The sequence below is a fragment of the Agrococcus citreus genome, assembly GCF_039527715.1.
GTDB lineage: Bacteria > Actinomycetota > Actinomycetes > Actinomycetales > Microbacteriaceae > Agrococcus > Agrococcus citreus.
The window spans coordinates 240,580-265,462 of record NZ_BAAAKK010000006.1; the positions used below are offsets into that span (position 1 = coordinate 240,580).

Genomic DNA, 24,883 nt, shown 5'->3' on the forward strand with positions numbered 1-24,883 from the left:
CCTGCTTCGAGCGTAGTGAGCGAGAGCGGTGAGCCAGGCCACCGGGCCCGGAAAGTCCGACCGTTCCTTCGCCCGGACGAACGCGAAGGCCGGATCGGGTGTCGCGGTTCCCGATCCGGCCTTCGTCCGTGCATCCGCGGGACGCACGCTGGTGTCGCCGCTGCGCGACGACGGTCCTGTCAGTGGCCGGGGGCCACGGAGTCGACGTCCTCCTCGTCGAGCAGCGCATCCGCCTTCGCGCTGAACCACTTGGTGCCGAAGAGCATCGCCGCCGCGAGGAACGCGAAGACGCCGAGCGAGACGACGCCCCAGGCGCCCGACTCGGTCGGGACGGCCTCGTTGATGCCCGTGCGCATGAGCGGCGCGACGAAGCCGCCGAGGTTGCCGAGCGAGTTGATGAGGCCGATGCCCGCAGCCGCCGCCGTGCCCGTGAGGAACGCCGTCGGGTACGACCACGTGATCGGACCGACCGAGAGGAAGCTCGACACCGCGATGGTGATGAACAGGATGCCGAGGATCGGCTGCCCGTTCGCGCCGGCCCACGCCGAGGCGAGGATCGCGACGCCCGTGATGATGTAGAACGCCGTGCCCCAGTTGCGGCGGCGGACGATCGTGTTCGCCGCCTTGCCGAAGAAGTAGCACGCGAACAGGCCGACGAGCCACGGGATGGCCGCGACGAGGCCCACCTGCCAGCCGACGTCCTGGCCGATGAGGCCCGAGACCTGCTGCGGGAGGTAGAAGGTCGTGCCGTAGACCGCGATCTGCAGGCAGAAGTAGATGACGGTGAAGTACCACACCTTCCAGTTGCCCATCGCGCGCCAGATGCCCGTGGGGCCATCCGACTCGCGGACCGTGTCCTCCTTGGCCATGACGTCGATGAGCGCGCGCTTCTCGTCGTCGTTGAGCCACTTCGCGTCCTGCGGCCCGTTGATGAGCAGGAAGATCGCCGCGATGCCGGCGACGACGGCCATCATGCCCTCGACGAAGAACATCACCTGCCAGCCCGCCCACGGGGTGAGCGTCTCACCGAAGCTGATGAGGCCACCGGAGAGCGGGGCGCCGAGCATCTGCGAGAAGGGCTGCGCGAGGTAGAAGATCGCGAACATCTGCACGCGGTGCTTGTTCGGGAACCACTCGGAGAGGAAGAGGATGACGCCCGGGAAGAGGCCGGCCTCGGTGACGCCGAGCAGGAAGCGCAGGATGATGAACGACGTGTCGTCGGTCACGAACGCGAACGCCGCGGCGACGATGCCCCACGTGATCGCGATGCGCGCGAGCCAGAAGCGCGCGCCGAACTTCTTGAGCAGCAGGTTCGACGGGATCTCGAAGATCGCGTAGCCGATGAAGAAGATGCCGGCGCCCAGCGCGAAGGCGCCCGCCGAGATGCCGCGGTCCATCTGCAGCGCGTCCTCGGCGAAGCCGACGTTCGTGCGGTCGAGGAAGGCGACGAAGTACAGGATGACCAGCATCGGCATCAGATGCTTGGCGGCCTTCTTGATGGCCGAGTCGAGGGCGGGGTTCGCCCTCGATCCGGCGCTCAGAGTCGTGTCGGACACGGGACTCTCCTTTGAGTGCGGGTGATGGAGGTTGTCAGAGGAAGGACGGGAGGATGAGCCACAGCCCGACGCCCACGAGGACGACGCCGAGGGCGAGGAAGAGGATGCGCGACTTCGACCAGCTGCCCACGATCAGTGCATGTAGAGGCCGCCGTCGACGTTCAGGGTCTGCCCCGTCACGAAGCCCGCGTCCTCAGAGATCAGGTAGCCGATGGCCGCCGCGATGTCGCGCGGCGTGCCGATGCGCGGGAGCACGCCGTCGGCCGCCATGGCCGTCTTGCGCTCGTCGGTGAGCGTGCCGCCCATGATGTCGGTGTCGATCGGGCCGGGCGAGATCGCGTTGACCGTGACGCCCTGCGGGCCGAGCTCGCGCGCGACCGAGCGCGTGAAGCCGATGACGCCGGCCTTCGCGGCCGAGTACACCGTCTTCGAGAACGTGCCGCCGCCGCGCTGCGCCGAGACCGACGACAGGTTGACGACCCGCCCGACCCCGTGCTGCACCATCGACTCGACCGCTCGACGGGTGGCGTAGTGCACGCCGTTCATGTTGATGCCCATGACGCGGTCCCACTCGTCGGCGGTCACCTCGAGGTAGGGCACGGGGCTCGAGACGCCCGCGAGGTTCACGAGCGCGACGACCTGCGGGAGCGCGGCCTCGAGCTCGTCGAACGCCGCGCGGACCTGCGCCTCGTCGGCGACGTTCGCGCCGGCGCCCGCGGCCTGCACGCCGTGCTCCTCGGCGATCTCGGCGGCGACGGCCTTGGCCGCATCCGCGTCGAGGTCGATGATGCCGACGTTCCAGCCGTGCTCGGCGAGGTAGTGGGCGGATGCGCGGCCGATGCCGCGCGGGGATGCCGCGCCGGTGAGGACGACGGTCTTGGACTCGGGGAATGCAGCTGCCATGGCGGTCTCTCCGGTGCTCAGTGGATGGGGGCCGGGCCGAGCTCGTCCATGAGCTTCTTGATGGCCACGTATGCCTTGTTGCGGTATGCGATGAGCTCGGCGGTGCGCTCCGCGGGCACCTCGAGGTAGCCGGCGCCCGACTTCGTGCCGAACTTGCCGGCGTCGACGAGCTCCTTGAGGGAGTCCGGCGTGGCGAAGCGCTCGGGCCAGCGCGTCTGCAGCGAGGCGTAGCAGAACGCGTAGACGTCGAGGCCCGCCATGTCGGCGATCGCGAACGGCCCGAAGACGGGCAGGCGGAAGCCGAAGGTCGTGCGCACGATCGTGTCGATGTCGTCGGGCGTCGCGACGCCCTCCTCCACGAGCTGGGTGGCCTCGTGGAACAGGGCGTACTGCAGGCGGTTGAGCACGAAGCCGGTCGCGTCGCCGACGCGCGCGGTCTCCTTGCCGGTCGCCGCGACGATCTCCTCGACGACGGGCAGGATGGCGGCATCGGTGCCATCGTGCGCGATGAGCTCGACGCCTGGGATGAACGGGGCCGGGTTCGAGAAGTGCACGCCGAGGAAGCGCTGGGGGTGCTCGACGGCCTCGGCGAGCGAGCTGATGAGGATCGTCGAGGTGTTCGAGCCGATGATGGCGTCGGGCCGGGCGGCGGCCGAGATGCGCGCGAGCGTCGCGTGCTTGATCTCGAGCTTCTCGGGCACGGCCTCCTCGATGAAGTCGGCGTCGGCGACGGCCGACTCGATCGACTCGGCGGCCGTGATGCGCGCCTCGATGCGCTCGACGGCGTCAGCCGGGAAGAGGCCGTCGGCGACGAACTGCGCGGCCTCGTCGAGCAGCCGCGCCCGGTTCTGCTGGGCGATCTCGGCGCTGATGTCGGCGATCTGGACGTCGTAGCCGGCGAGCGCGAGCACCTGTGCGATGCCCCCGCCCATGTAGCCGGATCCGACGACGGCGATGGTCTTGGTGGTCATGTCAGCCCTTCGGGAGGAGCGAGCGCAGGTAGCGCTGGTTGGTGGAGCAGTTGCCGAGGCTGTCGCCGCCGTAGTGCTCCATGAGGAAGATGCCGTCGAAGCCGAGCTCGAGCGCGTCGCGCACGACCTGGCGGTAGTTGATGAGGCCGCCCTCCATCGTGGAGGGCACGCTCGTGGCCCACGAGCCGTCGGCGGCCTCGTCGCGGGTGTAGTTCTTCACGTGCCAGTAGTTGGCGTACGGCAGCGTCTTCGCGTGCATCTCGCGCCAGTCCTCGATCGGGCGGTGCAGACGGATGAGGTTGGCGATGTCGGGGTTGAGGCCGACGTTGTCGAGCCCGATGTCCTGCACGAGGCGGACGGCGGAGTCGGCGGTGCCGAGGAACGTGTCCTCGTACATCTCGAGCGACATCTTCAGCCCGACGTCGGCGGCGTGCTTGCCGAGCTTGCGCAGGCGCGTGACCGCGGCGTTCCACAGCTCCGGGTCGTCGGGGTCGTTGACGGGCCCCTGGGCGGTCCAGAACCACAGCGCCTTGCGCTGCGCCTCGCTGAACGGCTCGTGCAGGCCGGTCGAGAAGACCTCCATGCCCCACTCGGCCGCCGCGTCGATCGTCCGGTGCGCGTACTCGAGGTTGCGCTCCTCGTGGCCCGGCATGATCACGCTCTGGCGCTGCAGGTGCACCGAGGGGATGCGGATGCCGTGCGTGTCGAGGATCGAGAACAGCTCGTCCTTGCGGCTCGGCTCGAGGTCCGCCGGCCGGATGTGGCTGTCGGCGAGCTCGGCGAGGGAGAAGCCGACGTCGGCGACCTGCGCGAACGCGTCGTCCCAGACCTCGGGCGCCGCGTCGTGCAGGGCGACGCCGTCACGCGAGACGGAGGGGATGCCGTGCAGGCACGTGGCGATCGGCCAGGTCTCTGCGGTGTATGCGGGCTGCACTGCCATCATCTGCTCCGTTGCACTCGGCGGGCACGCGATGCCCTCGAAAAGATCCTATAGGAAAGATAGTGATGCGGCTCGGATGCCGCAACCCCCACCGTCGGTCGGCGAGTCGGCGAGTCGGCGCGCTAGGACGCCTGCTCGTCGCGCACCGAGCGCGTGCGGACGCCCTCGATGTGCGCGCGCATCGCGGCGACCGCGGCCTCGGTGTCGCCGCGCTCGAACGCGTCGAGCACCCGCGAGTGCTCCATGCGCGCCTCCCTTACATCGCTCGTGCCGCGCAGCACGGCCTGCCGGAGCCGGTGGGTCATGGCGCCGAGGTCCTCCTGCATCGCCAGCAGGTAGCGGTTGCCCGAGGCCTCGAAGATCACCCGGTGGAACGCGCTGTCGGCGTCGAAGTACTCGTGCGTCGTCCGCACGGGCACGTCTCCCCCGTGCTCCATCGCCTCCACGAGCCGGTCGGCGGTCTCGGTGTGCCGGCGGTGCGCCTCGCGCAGGTCGTCGACCACCTCGGCAGCGCGAGGAGCGACGAGCCTCGTCGCCTCGACCTCGAGCATGAGGCGCGCGTCGAAGAGCTCCGAGAGCTGGTCCGGTCCGAGCGGCGGGGCGACGCGGTAGCCCTTGAGCGCCTCGCGCGTCACGAGCCCCGTGCGCTCGAGCTGCACCATCGCCTCGCGCACGGGCGTCGGCGAGACGTCGAGCTGCTTCGCGAGCGTGTCGATCGAGAGGCGCGAGCCGGGCTCGACGTCGCCCTCGAGCAGCATCTCGAGGATGAGGTCGTAGACGCGGTCGCGGAGCCCCCTGCGCTCGAGGTCGCCGATCCGCAGCGGCAGCTGCGCGGTCATCGCGCCACCTGCAGCTCGAGCGCCTCGTCGAGGATCGCGCCGAACGCGGCGGGGTCGTGCGCGAAGCGGCCGAGGAACATGCCGTCGACGCTGTCGGCGATGCGCGGCAGGAGACCCGGTCCCGCGCTCCCGCCGTAGATCACCTGCGCGTCGAGCGCATCGTCGGCGAGGTGCGCCCGCAGCGCGCCCGCGACGGCCCTGATGTGGTCGTCGCCCGCAGGCCGCGGCGCACCGATCGCCCAGACGGGCTCGTACGCGACGACCAGCCGGCCGACCGCATCCGTCTCGCGCGCGAGCGCGAGCGACGCCTCGAGCTGGCGGATGCACGCGGCGGCCGCGTCGTCGGGCGCGCCCTCGCGCGTCTCGCCGATGCACAGCACCGGTGCGATGCCGTGCCGGAGCGCTGCGGCGACCTTGAGCGCGACCGTCGCGTCGCTCTCGCCGAACATCGCTCGGCGCTCGGCGTGGCCGATCTCCGCGAGCGCCACCCCGTGCTCCGCGAGCTCGAGCGCCGACACCTCGCCGGTGAAGGCGCCTGCGTCCTCCCAGTGCAGGTCCTGCGCGCCCACGAGCATGCGCGCATCCGTCGCGATCGGGACGACGTCGGGGATCGACGGGAACGTCGGGATGACGAAGGGCTCGACGAGGCCGCCGCGCACCGCCGGGTGGTCGGCGCAGATCGCAGCGACCGCGCGCGTCCACTCGAGCGTGCGCGCGCGCCCGAAGTACATCTTCAGGCTCGAGCCGATCAGCATCCGCGGCAAGGTCAGCCCTCGTACGCGCAGATGTCGTCGACGTTCGCCTGCGAGTGGCTCGACGGGTCGAACGTGTAGGTGAGCCACTCCTTGGCGAGGCGCTTCGCGAGCTCGATGCCCACGACGCGCTGGCCCATGCAGAGCACCTGGGCGTCGTTCGAGAGGATCGCGCGCTCGACGGAGTAGGAGTCGTGCGCGGTCACGGCGCGGATGCCCGACACCTTGTTCGCCGCGATCGCGACGCCGAGCCCGGTGCCGCAGACGAGCAGCGCCCGGTCGGCCTCGCCGCGCGCGATGCGCTCGGCGGCCTCGATCGCGACCTTCGGGTAGGAGGTCGCGCCGTCGGCGTCGTCCACGCCCACGTCGACGACCGACTCGACGAGCTCGTGGCCGTCCAGCTCGCCCTTCAGGATCTCCTTGTAGTCGAAGCCGGCCTTGTCGCTGCCGACGATGAGGCGAATCGCCATGGTCACTGCTCCCTGTCTGTCGTGAGGACGTCGTAGATCGTGTTGCAGATGAGTGCGAACGAGACCGCGCCGGGATCGGGCGTGCCGATCGACTTGTCGCCGTGCGACTTCGCGCGGCCGAGCGTGGCCTTGAGCGCGGCCGTCTCCTGCGCCGCCTCGTCGGCGACGCCCGCGGAGTGGCCCCACGCTTCGCGCAGCCGCTGGCCGTCGGCGATGCGGCGGGCGAGGTCGTCGGCGAACGGCACGATGGCGTCGACCATCGTCTTGTCGCCCACCTTCGCCTTGCCGAAGGCCATCACGGCATCCTTCGCGGCGACGATGCCGTCGGCGACGGTCTTCGCGGTCACGTGCCGGTCGTCGCCGACCTGCTCGCCGAGCGTGCGGAGCATCTCGCCCCAGATGGCGCCCGAGGTGCCGCCCGCCCGATCGCTCCAGGCGTCCGCCGCCCGCGTGAGGGTCGTCTTCGCGCCCGCCCCCGCGCGGACGGCTGCGGTCGCGGCGTCGCTGCCCGCGCGCGACCCGCGCTGCATGCCGATGCCGTGGTCGCCGTCGCCCGCGACCGCATCCATATGGCCGAGCTCGTCGGCGGCCTCGTCGATAGCGTCCGCGACGGCGGCGAGCGACGCGGCGATGAGGTGCGCCGCGTCGCGCGACTCGGCGCTCGACTCGGGCACGTCCTGCTCGTCGACGACGGTCGAGACCGCATCCGCCTGCTGCTGCGGCGCGATGGAGCCCTTGCGGAAGCCCGAGCTGTCGGCCGGTGCCGCCCAGAGGCGCTCGAGCTCCTCGTCGAGCCACAGGAGCGTGAGCGAGGTGCCAGCCATGTCGAAGCTCGTGCAGAGCTCGCCGACCTCGGGCTCGACGACCGTGATGCCGCGCTCCTCGAGCAGCGCGTGCACGCGGCGGTAGACGACGAACAGCTCCTCGTACTTCACGCTGCCGAGGCCGTTGAGGAGCGGCACGACGCGCGCGCCCTCGAGCTCGACGCCGTCCGGCACCTCGTCGAGCAGCTTCTCGACGAACATCTCGGCGAGCCCGTCCGCCGTGGGCACGTCGACCTCGTCGATGCCGGGCTCGCCGTGGATGCCGAGGCCGACGGCCATCTTGCCCTCCGGCACGGTGAACAGCGGCTCGGCGGCGCCCGGCAGCGTGCAGCCCGAGAAGGCGACGCCGAACGAGCGCGTGCGGGCGTTCGCGAGCTGCGCGACGCGCTCGACGCCGTCGAGGTCGTAGCCGGCCTCGGCCGCGGCGCCCGCGACCTTGAAGACGGTGAGGTCGCCGGCGATCCCGCGACGCTGCTCGAGCCGGTCCTTCGGCGCGCTCCAGATGTCGTCGGTGACGGTGACGGTGCGCACGTCGATGCCCTCGGCCCGCAGCTGCTCCTGCGCGTGGTCGAAGTGCAGCACGTCGCCTGCGTAGTTGCCGTAGCTCAGCAGCACGCCGAGGCCCTGGTCGGCCTGCTTCGCGATCGCGTAGACCTGCTGCGACGACGGCGAGGCGAAGAGGTTGCCCATCGCGGCGCCGTGGGCGAGGCCCGGGCCGACGAGGCCGCCGAACGCCGGGTAGTGGCCGCTGCCGCCGCCGATGACGAGCGCGACGGTGGGCTCATCGCCCTTGGTCGATCGCACGACGCCACCGGGCGCGGCCTGCACCCAGCGCGACGCCGCTGCGGCGAAGCCCTCGATCATCTCGTCGGCGAACTTGGACGGTTCGTTGAACAGACGCGTCATTGCGCTCTCCTCGGGTAGGAACCCCGGGTGGGGCTGGCACGTGCAGAAATCCTATAGGAAGTCGGGTTCCGGTGCCACCCTGCGCATCCGCCCCGGGGTCCGCACCCCCGCCGACCTAGACTGAGGGCGATCCCGCGCGGCCCGTGCCTCGAGGCCCGCGACCAGACGAGTCAGGAGCCACGACATGCCCGTCGCAACCACCGAGCAGTACGCAGCGATGCTCGACAAGGCCAAGCAGAACGGCTTCGCCTACCCCGCCATCAACGTGTCGTCATCGTCGACGATCAACGCCGTGCTGCAGGGCCTCGCGGAGGCCGGCTCGGACGGCATCATCCAGGTCACGACCGGCGGCGCCGACTTCTTCGCCGGCCAGAGCGTCAAGAACCGCGCTGGCGGTGCGATCGCCTTCGCGCGCTTCGCCGCCGAGGTCGCGAAGGCGTACCCGATCACGGTCGCGCTGCACACCGACCACTGCCCGAAGGACGCGCTCGACGGCTTCGTCTTCCCGCTGCTCGACGCGAGCGAGGAGGAGGTGCGGGCCGGTCGCGCACCGCTCTTCCAGTCGCACATGTGGGACGGCTCGGCCGTGCCGCTCGAGGAGAACCTCGAGATCGCGAAGCAGATCCTCCCCCGCACGCACGCGCTCGGCCAGGTGCTCGAGGTCGAGATCGGCGTCGTCGGCGGCGAGGAGGACGGCGTGAGCCACGAGATCAACGACCAGCTCTACACGACGCTCGACGACGCGATCGCGACCGTCGAGGCGCTCGGGCTCGGCGAGCACGGCCGCTACATGGCGGCGCTGACCTTCGGCAACGTGCACGGCGTCTACAAGCCCGGCAACGTGAAGCTGCGCCCCGAGCTGCTCGGTGAGATCCAGGCGGGCATCGCCGCGAAGTACGGCACCGGCGCGAAGCCGCTCGACCTCGTCTTCCACGGCGGCTCCGGCTCGAGCGACGAGGAGATCGCCGAGGCGGTGCGCAACGGCGTCATCAAGATGAACATCGACACCGACACGCAGTACGCCTACACGCGCTCCGTCGCCGGCAGCATGTTCGGCGGCTACGAGGGCGTGCTGAAGATCGACGGCGAGGTCGGCAACAAGAAGGTCTACGACCCGCGCTCGTGGGGCAAGGCCGCGGAGTCGGCGATGGCCGCGCGCGTCGTCTCGGCGACGCAGCAGCTCGGCTCGGCGGGCTGGTCCAGCAAGTAGCAGCGACGACGAAGCGCCCCTCCGCCTGCACTGCTCAGCGGAGGGGCGCTTCGTGCTCCCTCGATCACTCCCAGTCGGAGTCGTCGACGATGCTGTCGGTGCCCTCGGGGAGGGTCGTGTCGTCGACGCCGTTGTCGTCGGTGTCGACGCCCGCCTGCGTGCCGCCGTGCTCGTCGGGGATGTCGGCGGGGTCGTCACCCTCGAACTCCTCGTCGCGCGCCTCGGCGCCCTCGGGAGCGTCGTCGTCGTCGATCTCGTCGAGCTCATCGGTCGCGAGCACGCGGTCGTCGTCCGAGCTCTCGCCCATCGACTCGTCGAAGTCCTCGCCGTCGGCCATCTGCTCCGCCCATCCGTCGCCGGTGTCGGCGTCCGCGCCGCCATCGACCGGGGTCGTCGAGATCGCGCCGAGCGCGCCCTCCTCGTCGTCGACCTGGTCGACGTCGATCGCGTCCGCCTGGCGGACGGCGTCGACGCCCTCGGGTGCGATGCCGCCGGCACCGTCGTCGACGGCTCCTGCCGCGGTCGCCTGGACGCTGTCTCCGTCTCGAAGCTGATCAGTCATGCCGCGAGCGTATCGACGGGCGCTGGGAGCGCGCCAGGAGGCGCGAGCGCCGCGGCCTCAGCGGTTGCGGCTGGGGCGCAGCTCCTTGGGCAGCGAGAAGATCAGGTCCTCCTCGGCCGTGCGCACCTCGCGGATGTCGCGGTAGCCGGCATCCTCGAGCTCCGCGAGCACCTCGCGCACGAGGCCCTCGGGCACGCTCGCGCCGCTCGAGACGCCGATCGACCGGACGCCCTCGAGCCACTCCTGCTGGATCTCGGTGGAGTAGTCCACGCGATAGGCGGCCTTCGCGCCGTACTCGAGCGCGACCTCGACGAGGCGCACCGAGTTCGAGGAGTTCGCGCTGCCGACGATGATGACGAGATCCGACTCGGGCGCGACCTTCTTGATGGCGACCTGGCGGTTCTGCGTCGCGTAGCAGATGTCGTCGCTCGGCGGGTCCTGCAGGTTGGGGAAGCGCGCGCGCAGCCGCCGCACCGTCTCCATCGTCTCGTCGACCGAGAGGGTCGTCTGGCTGAGCCACACGAGCCGGTCGGGGTTCTGCACCTGCACGGTGTCGGCCTCGTCGGGGTTGTTGACGATCGTCACGCGATCGGGCGCGTGGCCCGCGGTGCCCTCGACCTCCTCGTGGCCCTCGTGGCCGACGAGCAGGATCTCGAAGTCGTCGCGCGCGAAGCGCACGGCCTCCCGGTGCACCTTCGTCACGAGCGGGCACGTCGCGTCGATCGCGTCGAGACCGCGGTCGGCGGCCGCTTGCACGACGGCCGGGCTCACCCCGTGCGCGCTGAAGATGACGCGCGCGCCCTCGGGCACCGCCTCCACCTCGTCGACGAAGATGGCGCCCTGCTCCTCGAGCGTCGAGACGACGTGCTTGTTGTGCACGATCTCCTTGCGCACGTAGATGGGGCCCTCGTACTGCTCGAGCGCCTTCTCGACCGCGAGCACCGCTCGGTCGACGCCCGCGCAGTAGCCGCGCGGCGTCGCGAGCAGGATGTGCTTGCCGCCCTCGACGGGGAGGTCCTGGAGCCGACCCCGGCGGAGTGCTGGACGCGGGGCGTCGAGCGGGACCCTTCCGTTCGTGATCGTCACCCGTCCAGTCTACGTTGGACTGCGACGCGCCGCCCCCAGCGGCCGGACAGGAGCGGCATGGCGGAGCGCATCACGGGAACGCCCGACGAGCCGTGGAGCGTCGAGCGCCTCGGCGGCGAGCTGAAGTCGTACATCGGCCGGCTCGGCCACCTGTGGGTGGAGGGCGAGATCACCCAGTGGTCCGCCTCGCGCGGCAACGTCTTCGGCAAGCTCAAGGACGTCTCGAGCGACGCGACCGTCTCCTTCAACGTCTGGAGCTCGACGCTCTCGCGCATCGAGGGCGAGTTCAAGCAGGGCGACCGCGCCGTGCTGCTCGTGAAGCCCGACTACTGGCCGCGCGCCGGCACCCTCTCGATGGTGACGGCGCAGATCCGCCACGTCGGGCTCGGCGACCTGCTCGCGCGGCTCGAGCAGCTGCGGCGCTCGCTCGCCGCCGAGGGGCTCTTCGACGCCGCGCGCAAGCGCCCGCTCCCCTTCCTGCCCGGCACCGTCGGCCTCATCACCGGCCGCGACTCGGATGCCGAGAAGGATGTGCTGCGCAACGCCCAGCTGCGCTGGCCCGGCGTGCGGTTCCGCGTCGAGCACGCGGCGGTGCAGGGCGACCAGACGGTGCCGACGGTGCTCGCGGCGCTCGAGCGGCTCGAGGCCGACCCCGAGGTCGAGGTCATCGTGATCGCGCGCGGCGGCGGCGACTTCCAGAACCTGCTGGGCTTCAGCGACGAGCGGCTCGTCCGCGCCGTCGCGGCGGCGACGACGCCGATCGTCTCGGCGATCGGGCACGAGGCCGACCGGCCGCTGCTCGACGACGTCGCCGACCTCCGCGCATCCACCCCGACGGATGCGGCGAAGCGCGTCGTGCCCGACGTCGCGGAGGAGCTCTCCCGCATCGCGCAGGCGCGCGCGCAGCTGCGCGCGAGGGTGACGCAGCACGTCGCGCGAGAGACGGACCGGCTCGAGGCGGTGCGCACGCGGCCGGCGCTCGCACGACCCGAGTCGATGCTCGACTCCCGCGCCGAGGACCTCGCGCGGCTCACGGCTCGCGCCGACGAGCTCGCGGCGCGCGTCGTCGAGCTCGGCGGCCAGCGGCTCGACCACTTGCGGCAGACGCTGCGCGCACTCAGCCCGCAGTCGACGCTCGACCGCGGCTACGCCGTCGTGCAGACCGCGTCGGGCTCGGTCGCGCGCGACGCCGCCGCGCTCTCGGCGGGCGACGCCCTGCTCGTGACGCTCGCGAGCGGCACGCTCGACGCCGACGTGCGCGCGGCGCATCCCGAGCGCTGACGGCCGCGGCGCGACTGCGCGACGCCCCGGTCGCGAGCAGCGGCCGGGGCGTCGTCGAGCACGCGGTCAGCGCTGCAGGTAGCGCTTCCGCACGAAGTACAGGCCGACGAGCGAGAGCACCGCGATCGCCATGTAGTAGAGGCTCGGCGCGTTGAGCGAGCCGGTGACCTGGAGCAGCCACGTGAGCACGAGCGGCGCGATGCCGCCCAGCAGCGTGACGCCCACGTTGTACGTCACCGACAGGCCGGAGCCGCGGATGCCGGCGGGGAACATCGACGAGAGCAGGCCCGGCAGCGGGGCGAAGTAGAACGCCATGATGACGCCGAGCAGCGCGATCGCGATCACGAGCGCCACGACGCTGCGCAGCGTCACGATGAGCTGGAAGATCGGCCACGCGAGCAGGAGCGCCGCCACCGCCGCGTAGGTCATGATGCGCGCCGGCCCGAAGCGGTCGGCGAGGTGCCCGACCCAGGGCGAGGCGAACACCGTGATCGTGCCGGCGACGACGCCGCCGAGGTACGCGGCGATCGGCGGGATGTCGAGGTTCGTGACGGCAAAGGTCGGCATGTACAGGATCATGTAGACCGAGATCGTCGCGACGCCGATGATCGCGGAGCCCGCGAGCAGGCGGCCCCAGTGCTCGCGGAAGAGCGTGCCGAGCGGCGACTTCCGGCGCTCGGTGACGCCGAGCTCGTCGGGCTCGGCGAGCCGCGCGCGGATGTAGAGGCCGACCGGGCCGATGAGCAGGCCGACGAAGAACGGCACGCGCCAGCCCCACGCGTAGAGGTCCTCCTCCGAGAGCCACGTGTTGAGCGCGAAGCCGAAGGCCGACGCGAGCAGCATCGAGGCGCCCTGCGCCGCGATCTGCCACGACGCGTAGAACATCTTCTTGTGCGGCGCCGTCTCGATGAGGAACGTCGTCGCGGTGCCGAACTCGCCGCCCGCGGAGAAGCCCTGGATGAGCCGCGACAGCAGGATGATGACGCCGCCCCAGACGCCGACCATCGCGTAGGTGGGCGCGACCGCCATGAGCAGCGTGCCGACCATCATGAGCAGCAGCGTGAGCGTGAGGGCGTTCTTGCGGCCCCTGCGATCGGCCCAGCTGCCGAGGATCATGCCGCCGAGCGGGCGGATGAGGTAGGTGGTCGCGAAGGTCGCGAACGTGTAGATGAGGCCGTACTCGCCCGCGTCGGGGAAGAAGTTCGCGGTGATGACGACCGCGAACGACGCGTAGACGATGATGTCGAACCACTCGAGGGCGGCGCCGATCGAGCTCGAGATCACCGCCTTCTTGGCGGCGGCGAGCCGCTCGGGCGTCACCTCGGTCGTGGGTGCTGCGGTCGTCATGCTGACTCCTCGGTGGTCGAGAGGCCGGCGATCAGCCGGTCGATGAAGGCCTCGCACCGCGCGATCTGCGCGAGGTCGATGAACTCGTCGGGGGCGTGCGCCTGCGCGATGTCGCCGGGGCCGCACACGACCGTGGGGATGCCGGCCTGCGCGAACAGCCCTGCCTCGGTGCCGTACGTCACCTTCATGTCGCTCGGTTCGGCGCCCCACGCCGCGGCCATCGCGACGATGTCGGCGTCGGCGGGCGTGTCGACGCCGGGCGCGGCGGCGGTGGTCGTGAGCTCGACGCTCGCGCCGGGGTGCTGCTCGCGCATCGCGGCCTCGATGCGCCGGCACTCGGCGCGGAACCGCTCGACGAGCGCCTCGTGGTCGACCGTCGTGAGCGCGCGGAACTCGAACTGCACGGTGCACGCTGCCGGGATGGTGTTCACCGCGATGCCGCCCTCGATGCGGTTGACGCTCACGGTCGTGAACGGGACGACGTAGGCCTCGTCGAAGGGTCCCTCGACGCGCATCTCGTCGGCGATGCCGTGCACGAAGCGCACGAGCTCGGCCGCGTGCTCGATGGCGTTGACGCCCTGCGGCGTGAGCGAGGAGTGCGCGGCGAGGCCGCGCACGTCGACCCGGAACACGTTCATCGACTTGTGGCCGCGCACGATGCGCATGCTCGTCGGCTCGCCGACGATGCAGCCGCGCGGGGCGAGGCCGCGCCGCACGATCTCGTCGACGAGGTCGATCGCGCCGACGCATCCGACCTCCTCGTCGTACGAGAGCGCGAGGTGGATGGGCTCGGCGAGCCGCGCCGCTGCGAGCTGCGGCAGCTTCGCCACGACGACGCCGAGGAACGACTTCATGTCGGCGCTGCCGCGCGCGTAGAGGCGCCCGTCGCGGATCTCGGGCGCGAACGGCTCGCTGCTCCACACCTGGCCGTCGACCGGCACGACGTCGGTGTGGGCCGAGAGCACGACGCCGCCGGTGACGGTGCCGTCGGCCGCGGGGAACGTCGCGAGCAGGTTGGCCTTCGTGCCCTCGGCGTTGGGCAGGAGCACCGGCTCGACGCCGACCTCGGCGAGCCGCTCGACGACGTGGTCGATGAGCGGCAGGTTCGAGTCGCGGCTCGTGGTGTCGAAGCCGATGAGCGACTGGATCTCGGCCATGGTGGTGTCGGCCATGGAGTGGTCGGACGGAGCGGTGGGCACAGGGGGTCCGAACACAGCGGGTCCTCACGATCGACGGATGTCAGACAGCGATTGTGGCACGGCCATCACGCCGGTCGGGGTACACGCGGCCCCACCCGGTCCCGCGCCCGCCGCGATAGACTGACCGGGTGACCACCCCCGACTCCGCGGCGCCGGCCGCCGACCTCGTGCCCGTCGTCGAGCTCGGCTACGAGGCCGCGCGCGACGAGCTCGTGCGCGTCGTGCACGCGCTCGAGTCGGGTGGCGCGTCGCTCGAGGAGTCGCTCGCGCTCTGGGAGCGCGGCAACGCGCTCGCCGACCGCTGCGAGGAGTGGCTGCAGGGCGCGAAGGCGCGGCTCGACGCGGCTCGCGCCGCGACGCCGGGCACGACGGCCGCGGGGGCCGACCAGGCATGAGCCGCGATCGCCGCATCGTCGCCGAGCTCGGTCGCCCGGAGACGCCGGAGGAGACGGCCGCGCGCAAGGCGGCCGCCTCGAGGCGCCACCGCGACAACCAGACGTTCACGAACCTCATCGCCGCCCTCGTCGTGTGCCTCGGGCTCGTGCTCGTGATGGTGCTCGTCGTCGTGCGGCCCGGCATCCCGGAGCGCGAGCCGATCGACGTCGCCGCGGCCGCAGCCTCGGCGCAGCGCACGATCGACGCGCCGCTCGTCTCGCCCGACCTGCCAGAGGGATGGGCCGCCAACGTCGCCGAGGTGCGCGGCGGCGCCGACGGCGTCACCACCTGGTACGCGGGCTTCGTCACCCCCGGCGACCCGCAGCCGCAGTTCCTCTCCTTCACCCAGGCCATCGACGCGAACCCCACGTGGCTCGCCACCGCGATCGAGGGCGCGCCGCAGACGGGCGAGCGCACGATCGACGGCATCACCTGGGCCGAGCACGACCAGCGCGCCGCCGAGGACCCCGGCAACCTCGCGTACGTCCTGACGACCGAGGTGGGCGCATCCACCGTCGTCGTCGCCGGCACCGCGGGCGACGCCGAGCTGCAGATCTTCGCCGAGGCCGTGAGCGCCGAGCTCGCGGCCGCGGAATGACCCACACCCACCACAGCGGGCCCCAGCACCGAGGGCACGACCACGACACCGGAGGCACGACGACGTGAACGCGCAGGATCAGTACCGCATCGAGCACGACACGATGGGCGAGGTGCGCGTCCCCAAGGACGCGCTGTACGCCGCGCAGACGCAGCGCGCGGTCGAGAACTTCCCGATCTCTGGCTCCGGCCTCGAGCCCGCGCAGATCGTCGCGCTCGCGCGCATCAAGCGCGCGGCGGCGATCGCCAACCGCGAGCTCGGCATCCTCGAGGCCGACGTCGCCGACGCGATCGTCGCGGCGGCCGACGAGGTCATCGGCGGCGCCCACCACGACCAGTTCCCGGTCGACACCTACCAGACCGGCTCCGGCACCTCGTCGAACATGAACATGAACGAGGTGCTCGCGACGCTCGCGACGCGCCACCGCGGCAGCGCTGTGCACCCGAACGACCACGTCAACGCCTCGCAGTCGTCGAACGACGTGTTCCCCACCTCGGTGCACATCGCCGTCACGGGCGCGCTCATCGAGCAAGCCATCCCGGCGCTCTCGCACCTCGCCGAGGCGCTCGAAGAGAAGGCGACGCTGTGGGCGGATGCGGTGAAGCCGGGCCGCACGCACCTCATGGACGCGACGCCCGTCACCCTCGGCCAGGAGTTCGGCGGCTACGCGGCGCAGATCCGCTACGGCATCGAGCGCATCGAGGCGGCGCTCCCCCGCGTCGCCGAGGTGCCGCAGGGCGGCACGGCCGTCGGCACGGGCATCAACACGCCGCTCGGCTTCCCCGAGCAGGTCATCGCCGAGATCGCCGCGTCGAGCGGGCTGCCGATCACCGAGGCGCGCAACCACTTCGAGGCGCAGGCCAACCGCGACGGCCTCGTCGAGGCATCCGGGGCGCTCCGCACCATCGCCGTCTCGCTCACGAAGATCAACAACGACCTGCGGTGGATGGGCTCCGGCCCCAACACCGGCATCGGCGAGCTGCGCATCCCCGACCTGCAGCCGGGCTCGTCGATCATGCCGGGCAAGGTCAACCCCGTCGTGCCGGAGGCCGTGCTCATGGTGTGCGCGCGCATCATCGGCAACGACGCGACGGTCGCGTGGGCCGGCGCCTCGGGCTCGTTCGAGCTCAACGTGCAGATCCCCGTCATGGGCACGGCGCTGCTCGAGTCGATCCGGCTGCTGTCGAACGCCTCGCGCGTGCTCGCCGACAAGACCGTCGCGGGGCTCGAGGCCGACATCGAGCGCGCCGCGGCCCTCGCGGGCATGAGCCCGTCGATCGTGACGCCGCTCAACCGCCTCATCGGCTACGAGGCCGCCGCGAAGATCGCGAAGCACTCCGTCAAGCAGGGCATCACCGTGCGCGAGGCCGTCATCGACCTCGGCTACGTCGAGCGCGGCGAGCTGTCGGAGGCCGACATGGACAAGGCGCTCGACCTGCTCTCGATGACCCACCCGGGCGTCGCGAAGTAGCCGCGCGCTTCTCCCGGCTCGATCGCCGAACTTCCCGAACCGCGGGTCTCGACCGCCGAGACCCGCGATTCGGGGGAGTTCGCCGTCGTAGGGTTGGCGGATGCGCTACCCCGACGTGAGACGAGACGACACCGTTGAGACCGTGCACGGGGAGGCGATCGCCGACCCGTACCGCTGGCTCGAGGACGGCGAATCGGCCGAGACGCGCGCCTTCATCGAGGCGCAGAACGCGTTCGCCGAGCCGATGCTCGCGGCGCTGCCCGCCCGCGCGGCGTTCCGCGAGCGCGTCACGGCGCTGCTGACCGCCCCGACCCGCGGCTGCCCGTGGGTGCGGGGCGGCCGCGCGTTCGCGTGGCACAGCGACGGCCAGAACCAGCCCGTGCTCGTCACCGCTGACTCCGTCGACGGACTCGACGCCGAGCCGCGCGTGCTGCTCGACCCGAACGCGCTCTCGAGCGACGGCACGGTCGCCGTCACGATGGCGAGCGTCTCCCCCGACGGTGCGCTGCTCGCCTACGGCGCGGCCGACGGCGGCTCCGACTGGCGCACCATCCGCATCCGCGACGTCGCGACGGGCGACGACGTGGGCGACGAGATCGCCTGGACGAAGTGGAACAGCGCGGTCTGGCTGCCCGGCGACCGCGCGTTCAGCTACTGGGCGTACGACGCGCCGACCGGCGACGCGCTCACCGACGAGATGGGCGCGGGTCGCCTCATGCGCCACGAGGTCGGCGCCGACGTGGCCGACGACGCCGTGCTGTTCTCGATGCCGGATGCGCCGCGCATGTTCGCGCGCCACTGGCCGCGCGACGACGAGTGGTTCGTGCTCTCGACCGACACCGGCTCGTCGAGCGGCAACGACCTCGCCGTGCGCCGCCACGACGACGGCCCGGATGCGCTGCGCCAGCTCGTCACGGGGCACGAGCAGGAGTGGAACGCGGTCGGCATCCGCGAGGGCCTGCTCTACGCCGTGACCGACGACGGCGCCGCCCGCTACCGGCTCGCCGCCTTCGACCTCGCGACCGGCGAGCAGTCGACCGTCGTGCCCGAGCACCCGGAGGACGTGCTGCTCGACGCGTCGCTCACCGCGACCGGCCTCGTGCTCGAGTACTCGCACGACGCGAGCCACCGCATGCAGCTCGCCACGTTCGACGGGCTCCTCGGCGACATCCTGCCGCTCGGCGACGGCATCTCGATCACCGGCGCCGACGCCAGCGAGCGGTCGAGCACCGTGCTCGTGAGCACCGAGAGCTTCGTCGACCGCGGCACGCGGCACGTCATCGAGGTCGACGGCGCGAGGCTCGTCTCGCACCGCACGCTGCCGACCCCGGGACCGGCCGCGCCCGCCGCGGTGACGCAGCGCATCCGCACCGCCTCGAGCGACGGCGAGATCGTGCCCGCCTTCCTCGTGCGGCCCGAGGGCGATGTGGGCGACCAGCACCGGCCCACGCTCATCTGGGCGTACGGCGGCTTCAACATCGCGATGAACCCGGGCTTCCGCGCCGTGCTCGCGGCCTGGGTCGACGCGGGCGGCGTGCTCGTCGTGCCAAACCTGCGCGGCGGCGGCGAGTTCGGCTCCGATTGGCACAAGGGCGGCACGAAGGAGCGCAAGCAGCAGGTCTTCGACGACCTCTTCGCGATCGCCGAGCACCTCGTCGCGACCGGCGTCACGACGCACGAGCAGCTCGCGCTGCACGGCCGCTCGAACGGCGGCCTGCTCGCCGGGGCGGCGCTCACGCAGCGCCCCGAGCTCTGGGCCGCGGTGCTGCCGGGCGTCGGCGTGCTCGACATGCTGCGCTACCACCGCTTCACGATCGGGTGGGCGTGGGCGAGCGACTACGGCGACCCCGACGAGCCCGAGGCGCACGCGTACCTGCGCGCCTACTCGCCGCTCCACAACGTGCGCGAGGTCGCGCATCCGCCGACCCTCATCACGACCGGCGACCACGACGACCGCGTCGTGCCCGCGCACTCGTTCAAGTTCGCGGCCGAGCTGCAGCGGGCGCAGCAGGTTGCCGGCGCGGAGGCGCCCGTGCTGCTCTCGATCGACACGCGCGCCGGGCACGGCATGGGCAAGCCCAAGGATGCGGCTGCGCTCGAGTTCGCCGACCAGCTCGCGTTCGCGGCGCACCACACGGGATTGGATGGCCAGCTGCGCGGCGGTCTGGATGGCCAGCTGCGCGGCGGGCTGGAGCCGTGAGCCTCGAGTGGGAGACCGCGGCGTGGAGCGCCGCGGTCGCCGAGCTGTGGGACCGCTTCGACGAGACGCCCGCCGACGAGGCGATCGAGGGGATGCGCGCGCTCGCGGCGGCGTATCCGGGCGGCGACGGGCGGGCCGCGTTCGAGCTCGCCGGCATGCTCGACTCGCACGGCCGGGAGCACGAGGCGGAGCGGCAGTACGAGCGGGCGCTCGCCCTCGGCCTCGACGCCGAGCACCACGCGCAGCTCGCGGTGCAGTACGGCTCGACGCTCCGCAACACCGGCCGCCTCGACGACGCGATCGCGGTGCTCGAGGCCGCGCCGGAGCATCCCTCGACCGGGTCGTCGCCGCGCGTCTTCCTCGCGCTCGCGCTGCACAGCGCCGGCAGGCACGACGAGGCGCTGCGGGTCGTGATCGAGGCGCTCGAGCCGACGCTCCCCCGCTACAACCGCTCCATCCGCGCCTACGCTGCCGCGCTCACGGAGCAGCCCGCGTCGTAGGGAGCGCGCGGGTCGTCTCCCGGCCGAGGTGCACGCTGTTGCTGCCCGCCGGCGCTCCAGGCCGCAACAGCGTGCACACGCCCGACCGCGCGTCGCACCCAGGTGCACGGTGCTGCTGCCGACTCGACCGCGAGACCGCAGCAGCGCTCGGGTCAGCGCCGCATGATCCGCCGCGCGAGCGCGTTGCCGAGCGCCTGGATCAGCTGCACGACGATCACCACCACGATGAGCGCCGACCACGTGACGAGCTCGTCGAACTGCCGGTAGCCGTAGGTCACCGCCCAGTTGCCGAGCCCCTGCCCGCCGACGAGGCCCGCGACGGCCGACATGTCGACGATCGAGATGACCGCGAACGTGAAGCCGAGCACGAGCGGGCCGAGCGCCTCAGGCAGGATGACCGTGCGGATGATGCGCCACGGGCTCGCCCCCGTCGCACGCGCCGCCTCGATCACCCCGATCGGGATCGTCACGAGGTTCTGCTCGACGATCCGGGCGATGCCGAAGGTCGCGGCGAGCGAGATCGCGAAGACCGCGTAGGCGGTGCCGATCCCCGTGCCCACGACGATGCGGCCGAGCGGCTGCACCGCCGCGAGCAGGATGATGAACGGGATCGGGCGCACGGTGTTGACGAGCACGTTGAGGATCCACCAGACCGCCCGCTGCTCCAGCACGCCGCCGGTGCGCGTGACGTAGAGCCCGGTGCCGATGATGAGGCCGCCGATGCCACCGAAGGCGAGCGAGACGGCGACGATGCCGAGCATGATCGCGGTCTGCTCGGCGAGCGTCGGCAGCAGCTCGACGATCTCGTTCATCGCTGCTCCTCCACCGTCACGCCGGCGCCGACCTGCGCGAGCGCCGCGTCGACCGTCGCCGCATCGCCGCGCACGGCGATCGTGAGCAGTCCGTAGACCCTGCCCTGGATGTCGTCGACGCCGCCGTGCACGAGGTTGAAGTCGATGCCAGCGCGGGCGAGGGCGCCGAAGACGCGCGCCTCCGAGGCTCCAGCGTCGGTGAACGAGATCGTGAAGAGACGGCCCTCGTGCTGCGCGCGCAGCTGCTGCAGCTCGTCGCCCTCGGGGAGCGCCCGCACGACCGTCTGCACGAAGCGTCGCGCGGTCGCGGTCTGCGGGCGGGTGAAGACGTCGTAGGTCGAGCCCGTCTCGACGACGCGGCCGGCCTCCATCACGGCGACGCGGTCGGCGATGCGCGTGATGACCTCCATCTCGTGCGTGATCACGACGATCGTGACGCCGAGCTCGCGGTTGATCCGCGCGAGCAGATCGAGCACTTCGGCGGTCGTCTCGGGGTCGAGCGCGCTCGTCGCCTCGTCGGCGAGCAGCACCTGCGGGCTCGCGGCGAGCGCGCGGGCGATGCCCACGCGCTGCTGCTGGCCGCCCGAGAGCTGCTCGGGATACGCGTCAGCGCGGCCCGCGAGCCCGACGAACTCGAGCAGCTCCTCGACCCGACGGCGTCGCTCGGCCCGGCCCATCCCGACCACCTCGAGCGGGTAGGCGACGTTGCCCGCGACGGTGCGCGACGACAGCAGGTTGAAGCGCTGGAAGATCATGCCGATGCCGGTCTGCTGCTCGCGCAGCCGCTTGCCGCGCAGCTCGCTGATCGGCACGTCGCCGATCGTGATGCGGCCGGCAGAGACCGGCTCGAGCTGGTTGATGAGCCGCACGAGCGTCGACTTGCCGGCTCCCGAGTAGCCGATGATGCCGAAGATCTCGCCCTGCTCGATCGCGAGCGAGACGTCGTCGACCGCGACGATCTCGTCGCCGCCGCGCCTCGCGGGCGGGAACCGCTTCGACACGCGGTCGAGCACGATGTGCTGCGCCACTGCGTCCTCCTTCCGTCGGTGCATGCGGACACGCGGATGGGCACGGGCTGCTCCCGTGCCCATCCGCAGCTCGGCTACTGCTGGAGCTCTGCCTCGACCTCGGCGAGCGCCGCCTGCAGGTCGGCCTTCGGCGTGACCGTGAACAGGCCGGTGCCGCCCGATGCCTCGAGCGCACCCGCCTGCACGTCGGCGTTCGACTGGTAGATCTCGACGAGGCGGTTGAGCACCTCGTCGTCGACGAGCTCGGCCTGCGTCGCGAAGACGTTGATGTAGGGCGCCGCGGCCGGGTCGCTCGGGTCGTCCTGCGCGATCGCCGACTCGGGGTCGAGCCCGGCGTCCTCGATGAAGTCGTTGTTCACGATCGCCGCGGCGACGTCGGGCAGCGACGTCGCGGTGATCGCGGCGTCGACGGCCTGCACGGTCACGCGCGACTCCTCCTCGATGACGTCGGCGACGGTCGAGTACGGGCTGCCGCCGTCCTGCAGCGACACGAGCCCGGCCGACTGCAGCACGAGCAGCCCGCGCGCCTGGTTCGTGTCGTCGTTGGGCACGATGACCGTCTCGCCGTCGGGGATCTCGTCCGCCGACGCGTACTTGTCGGAGTAGAGGCCGATCGGGTAGATCGCGGTGGAGCCGATGGGCTGCAGGTCGTCGCCCGCGTTCACGTTGTAGTCGGCGAGGTAGATGATGTGCTGGAACTGGTTGAGGTCGAGCTCGCCCTCGCTCGTCGCCGGGTTGGGCTGGTTGTAGTCGGCGAAGTCGACGATCTCGAGCTCGATGCCCTCTGCCTCGACCGCCGCCTCGTAGGTGGCCCAGTACGGCTCCGACGCACCGACGACCCCGAGCTGCACCGGGTTCTCGGCGGTGCCGAGCGCCGCGTCGTCGGCGCCGGATGCGGCGCTGCAGCCGACGAGCAGGGCGGCGAGACCGAGCGCGCCGGCGGTGGCGAGCGAGCGGTTGGGGCGGGCGAGGGCGATGCGGTGCGACATGGTGGCTCCTTCGTGGGCGGGACTTCCTCGAAGGTAGGTATCAGATACGTTGGCGAGCCAATCGGCGCGTCACGGATCGTCACAGTCGCGCGATCGGGACAGCATCGCTGCGATCAGGAGAGCATCGCCCCGGCAGCGGCGACCCCATGACCGATCAGCAGCGCCGGACCGAACGGCACCGTCCGCCGGCCGAGCGCGAGCGCGGCCGCCCCGGCGATGCCGCCGACGATGACGGATGCGCCCAGTCCTGCGATCGGCGCCGCCCAGCCGAGCGTCGCGAGCGCGAGGCCGAGCGCCGCGCCCAGCTTCACATCGCCCATCCCCATGCCGCCCGCGACCGCCATCGCGAGCAGCACGAGCGCGCTCGCGAGCGCGGCGAGCGGCGCCAGGTCGCCCTGCGCGAGCCGGACGACCGCGGCGACCGCACCGACGCTCAGCAGCGGCAGCGTGAGCGCGTTCGGCAGCCGCCGCTCAGCGACGTCGATGCGCGCGAGGGCAGGCGCGAGCGCCGCGGCGACCGCGAGCGGCACGAGCGCGACCGCATCGGCTCCCGCCGCCCACGCAAGCGTCGCGACCACCGCGCCGAGCGGCGGGCCCAGCGCGTCACTTGGCCGGAGCGCGAGCGGTGGCCGAGCAGCGACGCCCGTGCTCACGCCCCCGTCCATGCCTACGCCCGCGTCCTCGAGCGCCTCCGTCGCATGTCTCGCCACGGCGCCACGGTAGCCCGGCGCGACCACCGCCCGTGGTCGCTCTCCACAGGCGGGCACAGGCATCGCGAGCCTCCCGCGCGCGCAGCGACACGCCCGGGATGCATTCTTTCGAATTCGATGCAACCGATCGGGGGTCAGGCGCCGATATGTGAGCAGACGGCGCACCCAGCGCCCCAGCACCCTAGGAGACCACCATGAAGCGCAAGCTCGCGATCGGCGTCGGCGCCGCTCTCGCCCTCTCGGCGTTCGGCACGGCACCCGCCATGGCCGCGGAGGGCGACTCGACCGTCTCGGTCCTGCACGCCGTCCCCGGCCTCACGGTCGACGTGTTCATCAATGGCGAAGAGGCCATCAGCGACTTCCAGCCCGGCACCCTCACCGACCCGATGATGCTCGCCGCGGGCAGCTACGACATCCAGGTCTTCGCCGACGGCGGCACGCCCGACACGGCTGAGGCCGCCATCGAGGCGATGGACGTGGCCGTGCCCGCCTCGGCCAACCTCACCCTCGTCGCCCACCTCACCGAGGGCGGCGACCCGACGCTCTCGGCGTTCGCGAACGACACCGAGCCCGTCGCTGCCGGCCAGGCTCGCCTCACGGTGCGCCACCTCGCGGCGGCTCCCTCGGTCGACGTCCGCGCAGGCGGCACGGCGATCGTCGAGGCGCTGACGAACCCGAACGAGGCATCGCTCGAGACCGCAGCTGGCGCCGTCTCGGCCGACGTCGTGCTCGCGGGCACCGACACCGTCGCGATCGGCCCGGCCGACCTCGAGCTCGCTGAGGGTGCGAACACCATCGTGACCGCGTGGGGCAGCGCCGAGGACGGCAACCTCGCCCTCGCCGTGCAGGTCGTCGAGGCGCACAGCGCACCGGCAGGCGTGCCCTCCGGCCTCGGCGGCGTCGAGGACCAGCGAGCGCTCGGCTTCTCGCTGCTGCTCGCCGGCGCACTCGGCCTCGCCCTGATCGCGACGCGCACCCTGCGTCCCGCCCGGGAGCGCAGCTGACCATGAGCCAGGACCGGGGGCTCCCGTCGCGCGACGCGCGGCGGGAGCCTTCCGCGCGCCGCTCCCGCGGCGGTCGCGTCGCTATCGTGACCGCCGCGGTGATCGCCGTCATGGCGATCGCCGTCGGCGCGTGGCTGCTCGCGCGGCTCCCGTCGACGCAGCTCGCCGCGTCGGCGACCGACGCGAGCACGGCAGCACCCGAGGCCACCCTGGGCCCGACCGCGAGCGCATCCGCGCCCGCTGCTGACCCGGCACCGACCACCGGCACCGTCCCGACCGGCGTCGGTGTG

Annotated in this window: 25 protein-coding genes; 9 read left to right on the forward strand and 16 right to left on the reverse strand. The window is 72.0% G+C overall.

What is annotated here, in order from left to right; translation table 11 throughout:
- Positions 1-179: 179 nt before the first annotated feature.
- From ABD106_RS14305 to ABD106_RS14340, 8 genes are all read right to left on the reverse strand, one after another.
- Positions 180-1,556, reverse strand: coding sequence for an MFS transporter (locus tag ABD106_RS14305; protein WP_343921546.1), 1,377 nt, complete (start codon positions 1,554-1,556; stop codon positions 180-182).
- A 132-nt stretch (positions 1,557-1,688) separates the two neighbouring features.
- Complete coding sequence (locus tag ABD106_RS14310) at positions 1,689-2,459, reverse strand: SDR family NAD(P)-dependent oxidoreductase (RefSeq protein WP_343921548.1); 771 nt, start codon at positions 2,457-2,459, stop codon at positions 1,689-1,691.
- Between the two features lie 17 nt (positions 2,460-2,476).
- Positions 2,477-3,430, reverse strand: coding sequence for a 3-hydroxyacyl-CoA dehydrogenase family protein (locus ABD106_RS14315; protein ID WP_343921550.1), 954 nt, complete (start codon positions 3,428-3,430; stop codon positions 2,477-2,479).
- A gap of 1 nt (position 3,431) precedes the next feature.
- A complete protein-coding gene (locus ABD106_RS14320) occupies positions 3,432-4,370 on the reverse strand; it encodes a sugar phosphate isomerase/epimerase family protein (RefSeq protein WP_343921552.1) in 939 nt (312 codons plus the stop codon).
- Between the two features lie 122 nt (positions 4,371-4,492).
- Positions 4,493-5,209: a GntR family transcriptional regulator gene (locus tag ABD106_RS14325; protein ID WP_343921554.1), complete on the reverse strand. Its 717-nt coding sequence runs from the start codon at positions 5,207-5,209 to the stop codon at positions 4,493-4,495.
- Positions 5,206-5,964 (reverse strand): triose-phosphate isomerase family protein, encoded by a 759-nt coding sequence (locus tag ABD106_RS14330; RefSeq protein ID WP_343921625.1) that lies wholly within the window; start codon positions 5,962-5,964, stop codon positions 5,206-5,208. The genes ABD106_RS14325 and ABD106_RS14330 overlap by 4 nt, the downstream gene beginning before the upstream one ends.
- A gap of 11 nt (positions 5,965-5,975) precedes the next feature.
- Positions 5,976-6,431, reverse strand: coding sequence for a ribose-5-phosphate isomerase (locus tag ABD106_RS14335; protein ID WP_343921556.1), 456 nt, complete (start codon positions 6,429-6,431; stop codon positions 5,976-5,978).
- 2 nt (positions 6,432-6,433) lie between these two features.
- A complete protein-coding gene (locus tag ABD106_RS14340) occupies positions 6,434-8,161 on the reverse strand; it encodes a dihydroxyacetone kinase family protein (RefSeq protein WP_343921558.1) in 1,728 nt (575 codons plus the stop codon).
- Between the two features lie 184 nt (positions 8,162-8,345).
- On the opposite strand from ABD106_RS14340, the gene fbaA reads away from it, so the two are divergent.
- Complete coding sequence (fbaA, locus tag ABD106_RS14345; protein WP_343921560.1) at positions 8,346-9,371, forward strand: class II fructose-bisphosphate aldolase; 1,026 nt, start codon at positions 8,346-8,348, stop codon at positions 9,369-9,371.
- Positions 9,372-9,435: 64 nt separating this feature from the next.
- Here the strand turns inward: fbaA and ABD106_RS14350 are convergent, their stop codons facing one another.
- On the reverse strand, positions 9,436-9,933 hold the full coding sequence (locus ABD106_RS14350) for a hypothetical protein (RefSeq protein ID WP_343921562.1): 498 nt from the start codon (positions 9,931-9,933) through the stop codon (positions 9,436-9,438).
- Positions 9,934-9,990: 57 nt separating this feature from the next.
- Positions 9,991-11,013 carry a 4-hydroxy-3-methylbut-2-enyl diphosphate reductase gene (locus ABD106_RS14355; RefSeq protein WP_343921627.1) on the reverse strand — a complete coding sequence of 341 codons (1,023 nt, stop codon included), beginning with the start codon at positions 11,011-11,013 and terminating at the stop codon, positions 9,991-9,993.
- Between the two features lie 63 nt (positions 11,014-11,076).
- On the opposite strand from ABD106_RS14355, the gene xseA reads away from it, so the two are divergent.
- Positions 11,077-12,300 carry an exodeoxyribonuclease VII large subunit gene (xseA, locus tag ABD106_RS14360; protein ID WP_343921564.1) on the forward strand — a complete coding sequence of 408 codons (1,224 nt, stop codon included), beginning with the start codon at positions 11,077-11,079 and terminating at the stop codon, positions 12,298-12,300.
- A 66-nt stretch (positions 12,301-12,366) separates the two neighbouring features.
- Here xseA and ABD106_RS14365 read toward each other — a convergent pair whose 3' ends face one another.
- Entirely contained in the window at positions 12,367-13,647 is a 1,281-nt protein-coding gene (locus ABD106_RS14365; RefSeq protein WP_343921566.1) for an MFS transporter, read from the reverse strand.
- On the reverse strand, positions 13,644-14,819 hold the full coding sequence (gene argE, locus ABD106_RS14370; protein WP_343921568.1) for an acetylornithine deacetylase: 1,176 nt from the start codon (positions 14,817-14,819) through the stop codon (positions 13,644-13,646). The genes ABD106_RS14365 and argE overlap by 4 nt, the downstream gene beginning before the upstream one ends.
- 155 nt (positions 14,820-14,974) lie before the next feature.
- Here argE and ABD106_RS14375 point away from each other — a divergent pair, with 155 nt between their 5' ends.
- The 5 genes from ABD106_RS14375 (at position 14,975) to ABD106_RS14395 (ending at position 20,050) form a co-directional block, all read left to right on the forward strand.
- Entirely contained in the window at positions 14,975-15,241 is a 267-nt protein-coding gene (locus ABD106_RS14375) for an exodeoxyribonuclease VII small subunit (RefSeq protein WP_343921570.1), read from the forward strand.
- The gene (locus ABD106_RS14380; protein ID WP_343921572.1) at positions 15,238-15,879 is read left to right on the forward strand and encodes a DUF4245 family protein; all 642 of its coding nucleotides are present in this window, start codon (positions 15,238-15,240) and stop codon (positions 15,877-15,879) included. Before ABD106_RS14375 ends, ABD106_RS14380 begins: the two co-directional genes overlap by 4 nt.
- A gap of 64 nt (positions 15,880-15,943) precedes the next feature.
- On the forward strand, positions 15,944-17,350 hold the full coding sequence (locus ABD106_RS14385; RefSeq protein WP_343921574.1) for a class II fumarate hydratase: 1,407 nt from the start codon (positions 15,944-15,946) through the stop codon (positions 17,348-17,350).
- A gap of 100 nt (positions 17,351-17,450) precedes the next feature.
- The gene (locus ABD106_RS14390) at positions 17,451-19,550 is read left to right on the forward strand and encodes a prolyl oligopeptidase family serine peptidase (RefSeq protein ID WP_343921576.1); all 2,100 of its coding nucleotides are present in this window, start codon (positions 17,451-17,453) and stop codon (positions 19,548-19,550) included.
- On the forward strand, positions 19,547-20,050 hold the full coding sequence (locus tag ABD106_RS14395) for a tetratricopeptide repeat protein (RefSeq protein WP_343921578.1): 504 nt from the start codon (positions 19,547-19,549) through the stop codon (positions 20,048-20,050). The genes ABD106_RS14390 and ABD106_RS14395 overlap by 4 nt, the downstream gene beginning before the upstream one ends.
- 152 nt (positions 20,051-20,202) lie before the next feature.
- Here ABD106_RS14395 and ABD106_RS14400 read toward each other — a convergent pair whose 3' ends face one another.
- From ABD106_RS14400 to ABD106_RS14415, 4 genes are all read right to left on the reverse strand, one after another.
- Positions 20,203-20,862 carry a methionine ABC transporter permease gene (locus ABD106_RS14400; protein ID WP_343921580.1) on the reverse strand — a complete coding sequence of 220 codons (660 nt, stop codon included), beginning with the start codon at positions 20,860-20,862 and terminating at the stop codon, positions 20,203-20,205.
- The gene (locus ABD106_RS14405) at positions 20,859-21,914 is read right to left on the reverse strand and encodes a methionine ABC transporter ATP-binding protein (protein WP_425545761.1); all 1,056 of its coding nucleotides are present in this window, start codon (positions 21,912-21,914) and stop codon (positions 20,859-20,861) included. The genes ABD106_RS14400 and ABD106_RS14405 overlap by 4 nt, the downstream gene beginning before the upstream one ends.
- A gap of 50 nt (positions 21,915-21,964) precedes the next feature.
- The gene (locus tag ABD106_RS14410; protein ID WP_343921584.1) at positions 21,965-22,879 is read right to left on the reverse strand and encodes a MetQ/NlpA family ABC transporter substrate-binding protein; all 915 of its coding nucleotides are present in this window, start codon (positions 22,877-22,879) and stop codon (positions 21,965-21,967) included.
- Between the two features lie 113 nt (positions 22,880-22,992).
- Positions 22,993-23,589 (reverse strand): prepilin peptidase, encoded by a 597-nt coding sequence (locus tag ABD106_RS14415; protein ID WP_343921586.1) that lies wholly within the window; start codon positions 23,587-23,589, stop codon positions 22,993-22,995.
- Between the two features lie 194 nt (positions 23,590-23,783).
- On the opposite strand from ABD106_RS14415, the gene ABD106_RS14420 reads away from it, so the two are divergent.
- Positions 23,784-24,593, forward strand: coding sequence for a DUF4397 domain-containing protein (locus tag ABD106_RS14420; RefSeq protein WP_343921588.1), 810 nt, complete (start codon positions 23,784-23,786; stop codon positions 24,591-24,593).
- Between the two features lie 86 nt (positions 24,594-24,679).
- Positions 24,680-24,883: hypothetical protein (locus tag ABD106_RS14425; RefSeq protein ID WP_343921589.1), on the forward strand; the 204-nt coding region annotated here is incomplete at its 3' end.

Bases quoted from the DNA above. Each gene is read 5' to 3' on its own strand.
- ABD106_RS14310 (WP_343921548.1), bottom strand. From the start codon at position 2,459: ATGGCAGCTGCATTCCCCGAGTCCAAGACCGTCGTCCTCACCGGCGCG.
- ABD106_RS14315 (WP_343921550.1), bottom strand. From the start codon at position 3,430: ATGACCACCAAGACCATCGCCGTCGTCGGATCCGGCTACATGGGCGGG.
- ABD106_RS14320 (WP_343921552.1), bottom strand. From the start codon at position 4,370: ATGGCAGTGCAGCCCGCATACACCGCAGAGACCTGGCCGATCGCCACG.
- ABD106_RS14325 (WP_343921554.1), bottom strand. From the start codon at position 5,209: ATGACCGCGCAGCTGCCGCTGCGGATCGGCGACCTCGAGCGCAGGGGG.
- ABD106_RS14330 (WP_343921625.1), bottom strand. From the start codon at position 5,964: ATGCTGATCGGCTCGAGCCTGAAGATGTACTTCGGGCGCGCGCGCACG.
- ABD106_RS14335 (WP_343921556.1), bottom strand. From the start codon at position 6,431: ATGGCGATTCGCCTCATCGTCGGCAGCGACAAGGCCGGCTTCGACTAC.
- ABD106_RS14340 (WP_343921558.1), bottom strand. From the start codon at position 8,161: ATGACGCGTCTGTTCAACGAACCGTCCAAGTTCGCCGACGAGATGATC.
- fbaA (WP_343921560.1), top strand. From the start codon at position 8,346: ATGCCCGTCGCAACCACCGAGCAGTACGCAGCGATGCTCGACAAGGCC.
- ABD106_RS14350 (WP_343921562.1), bottom strand. From the start codon at position 9,933: ATGACTGATCAGCTTCGAGACGGAGACAGCGTCCAGGCGACCGCGGCA.
- xseA (WP_343921564.1), top strand. From the start codon at position 11,077: ATGGCGGAGCGCATCACGGGAACGCCCGACGAGCCGTGGAGCGTCGAG.
- ABD106_RS14365 (WP_343921566.1), bottom strand. From the start codon at position 13,647: ATGACGACCGCAGCACCCACGACCGAGGTGACGCCCGAGCGGCTCGCC.
- argE (WP_343921568.1), bottom strand. From the start codon at position 14,819: ATGGCCGACACCACCATGGCCGAGATCCAGTCGCTCATCGGCTTCGAC.
- ABD106_RS14380 (WP_343921572.1), top strand. From the start codon at position 15,238: ATGAGCCGCGATCGCCGCATCGTCGCCGAGCTCGGTCGCCCGGAGACG.
- ABD106_RS14390 (WP_343921576.1), top strand. From the start codon at position 17,451: ATGCGCTACCCCGACGTGAGACGAGACGACACCGTTGAGACCGTGCAC.
- ABD106_RS14400 (WP_343921580.1), bottom strand. From the start codon at position 20,862: ATGAACGAGATCGTCGAGCTGCTGCCGACGCTCGCCGAGCAGACCGCG.
- ABD106_RS14405 (WP_425545761.1), bottom strand. From the start codon at position 21,914: ATGCACCGACGGAAGGAGGACGCAGTGGCGCAGCACATCGTGCTCGAC.
- ABD106_RS14410 (WP_343921584.1), bottom strand. From the start codon at position 22,879: ATGTCGCACCGCATCGCCCTCGCCCGCCCCAACCGCTCGCTCGCCACC.
- ABD106_RS14420 (WP_343921588.1), top strand. From the start codon at position 23,784: ATGAAGCGCAAGCTCGCGATCGGCGTCGGCGCCGCTCTCGCCCTCTCG.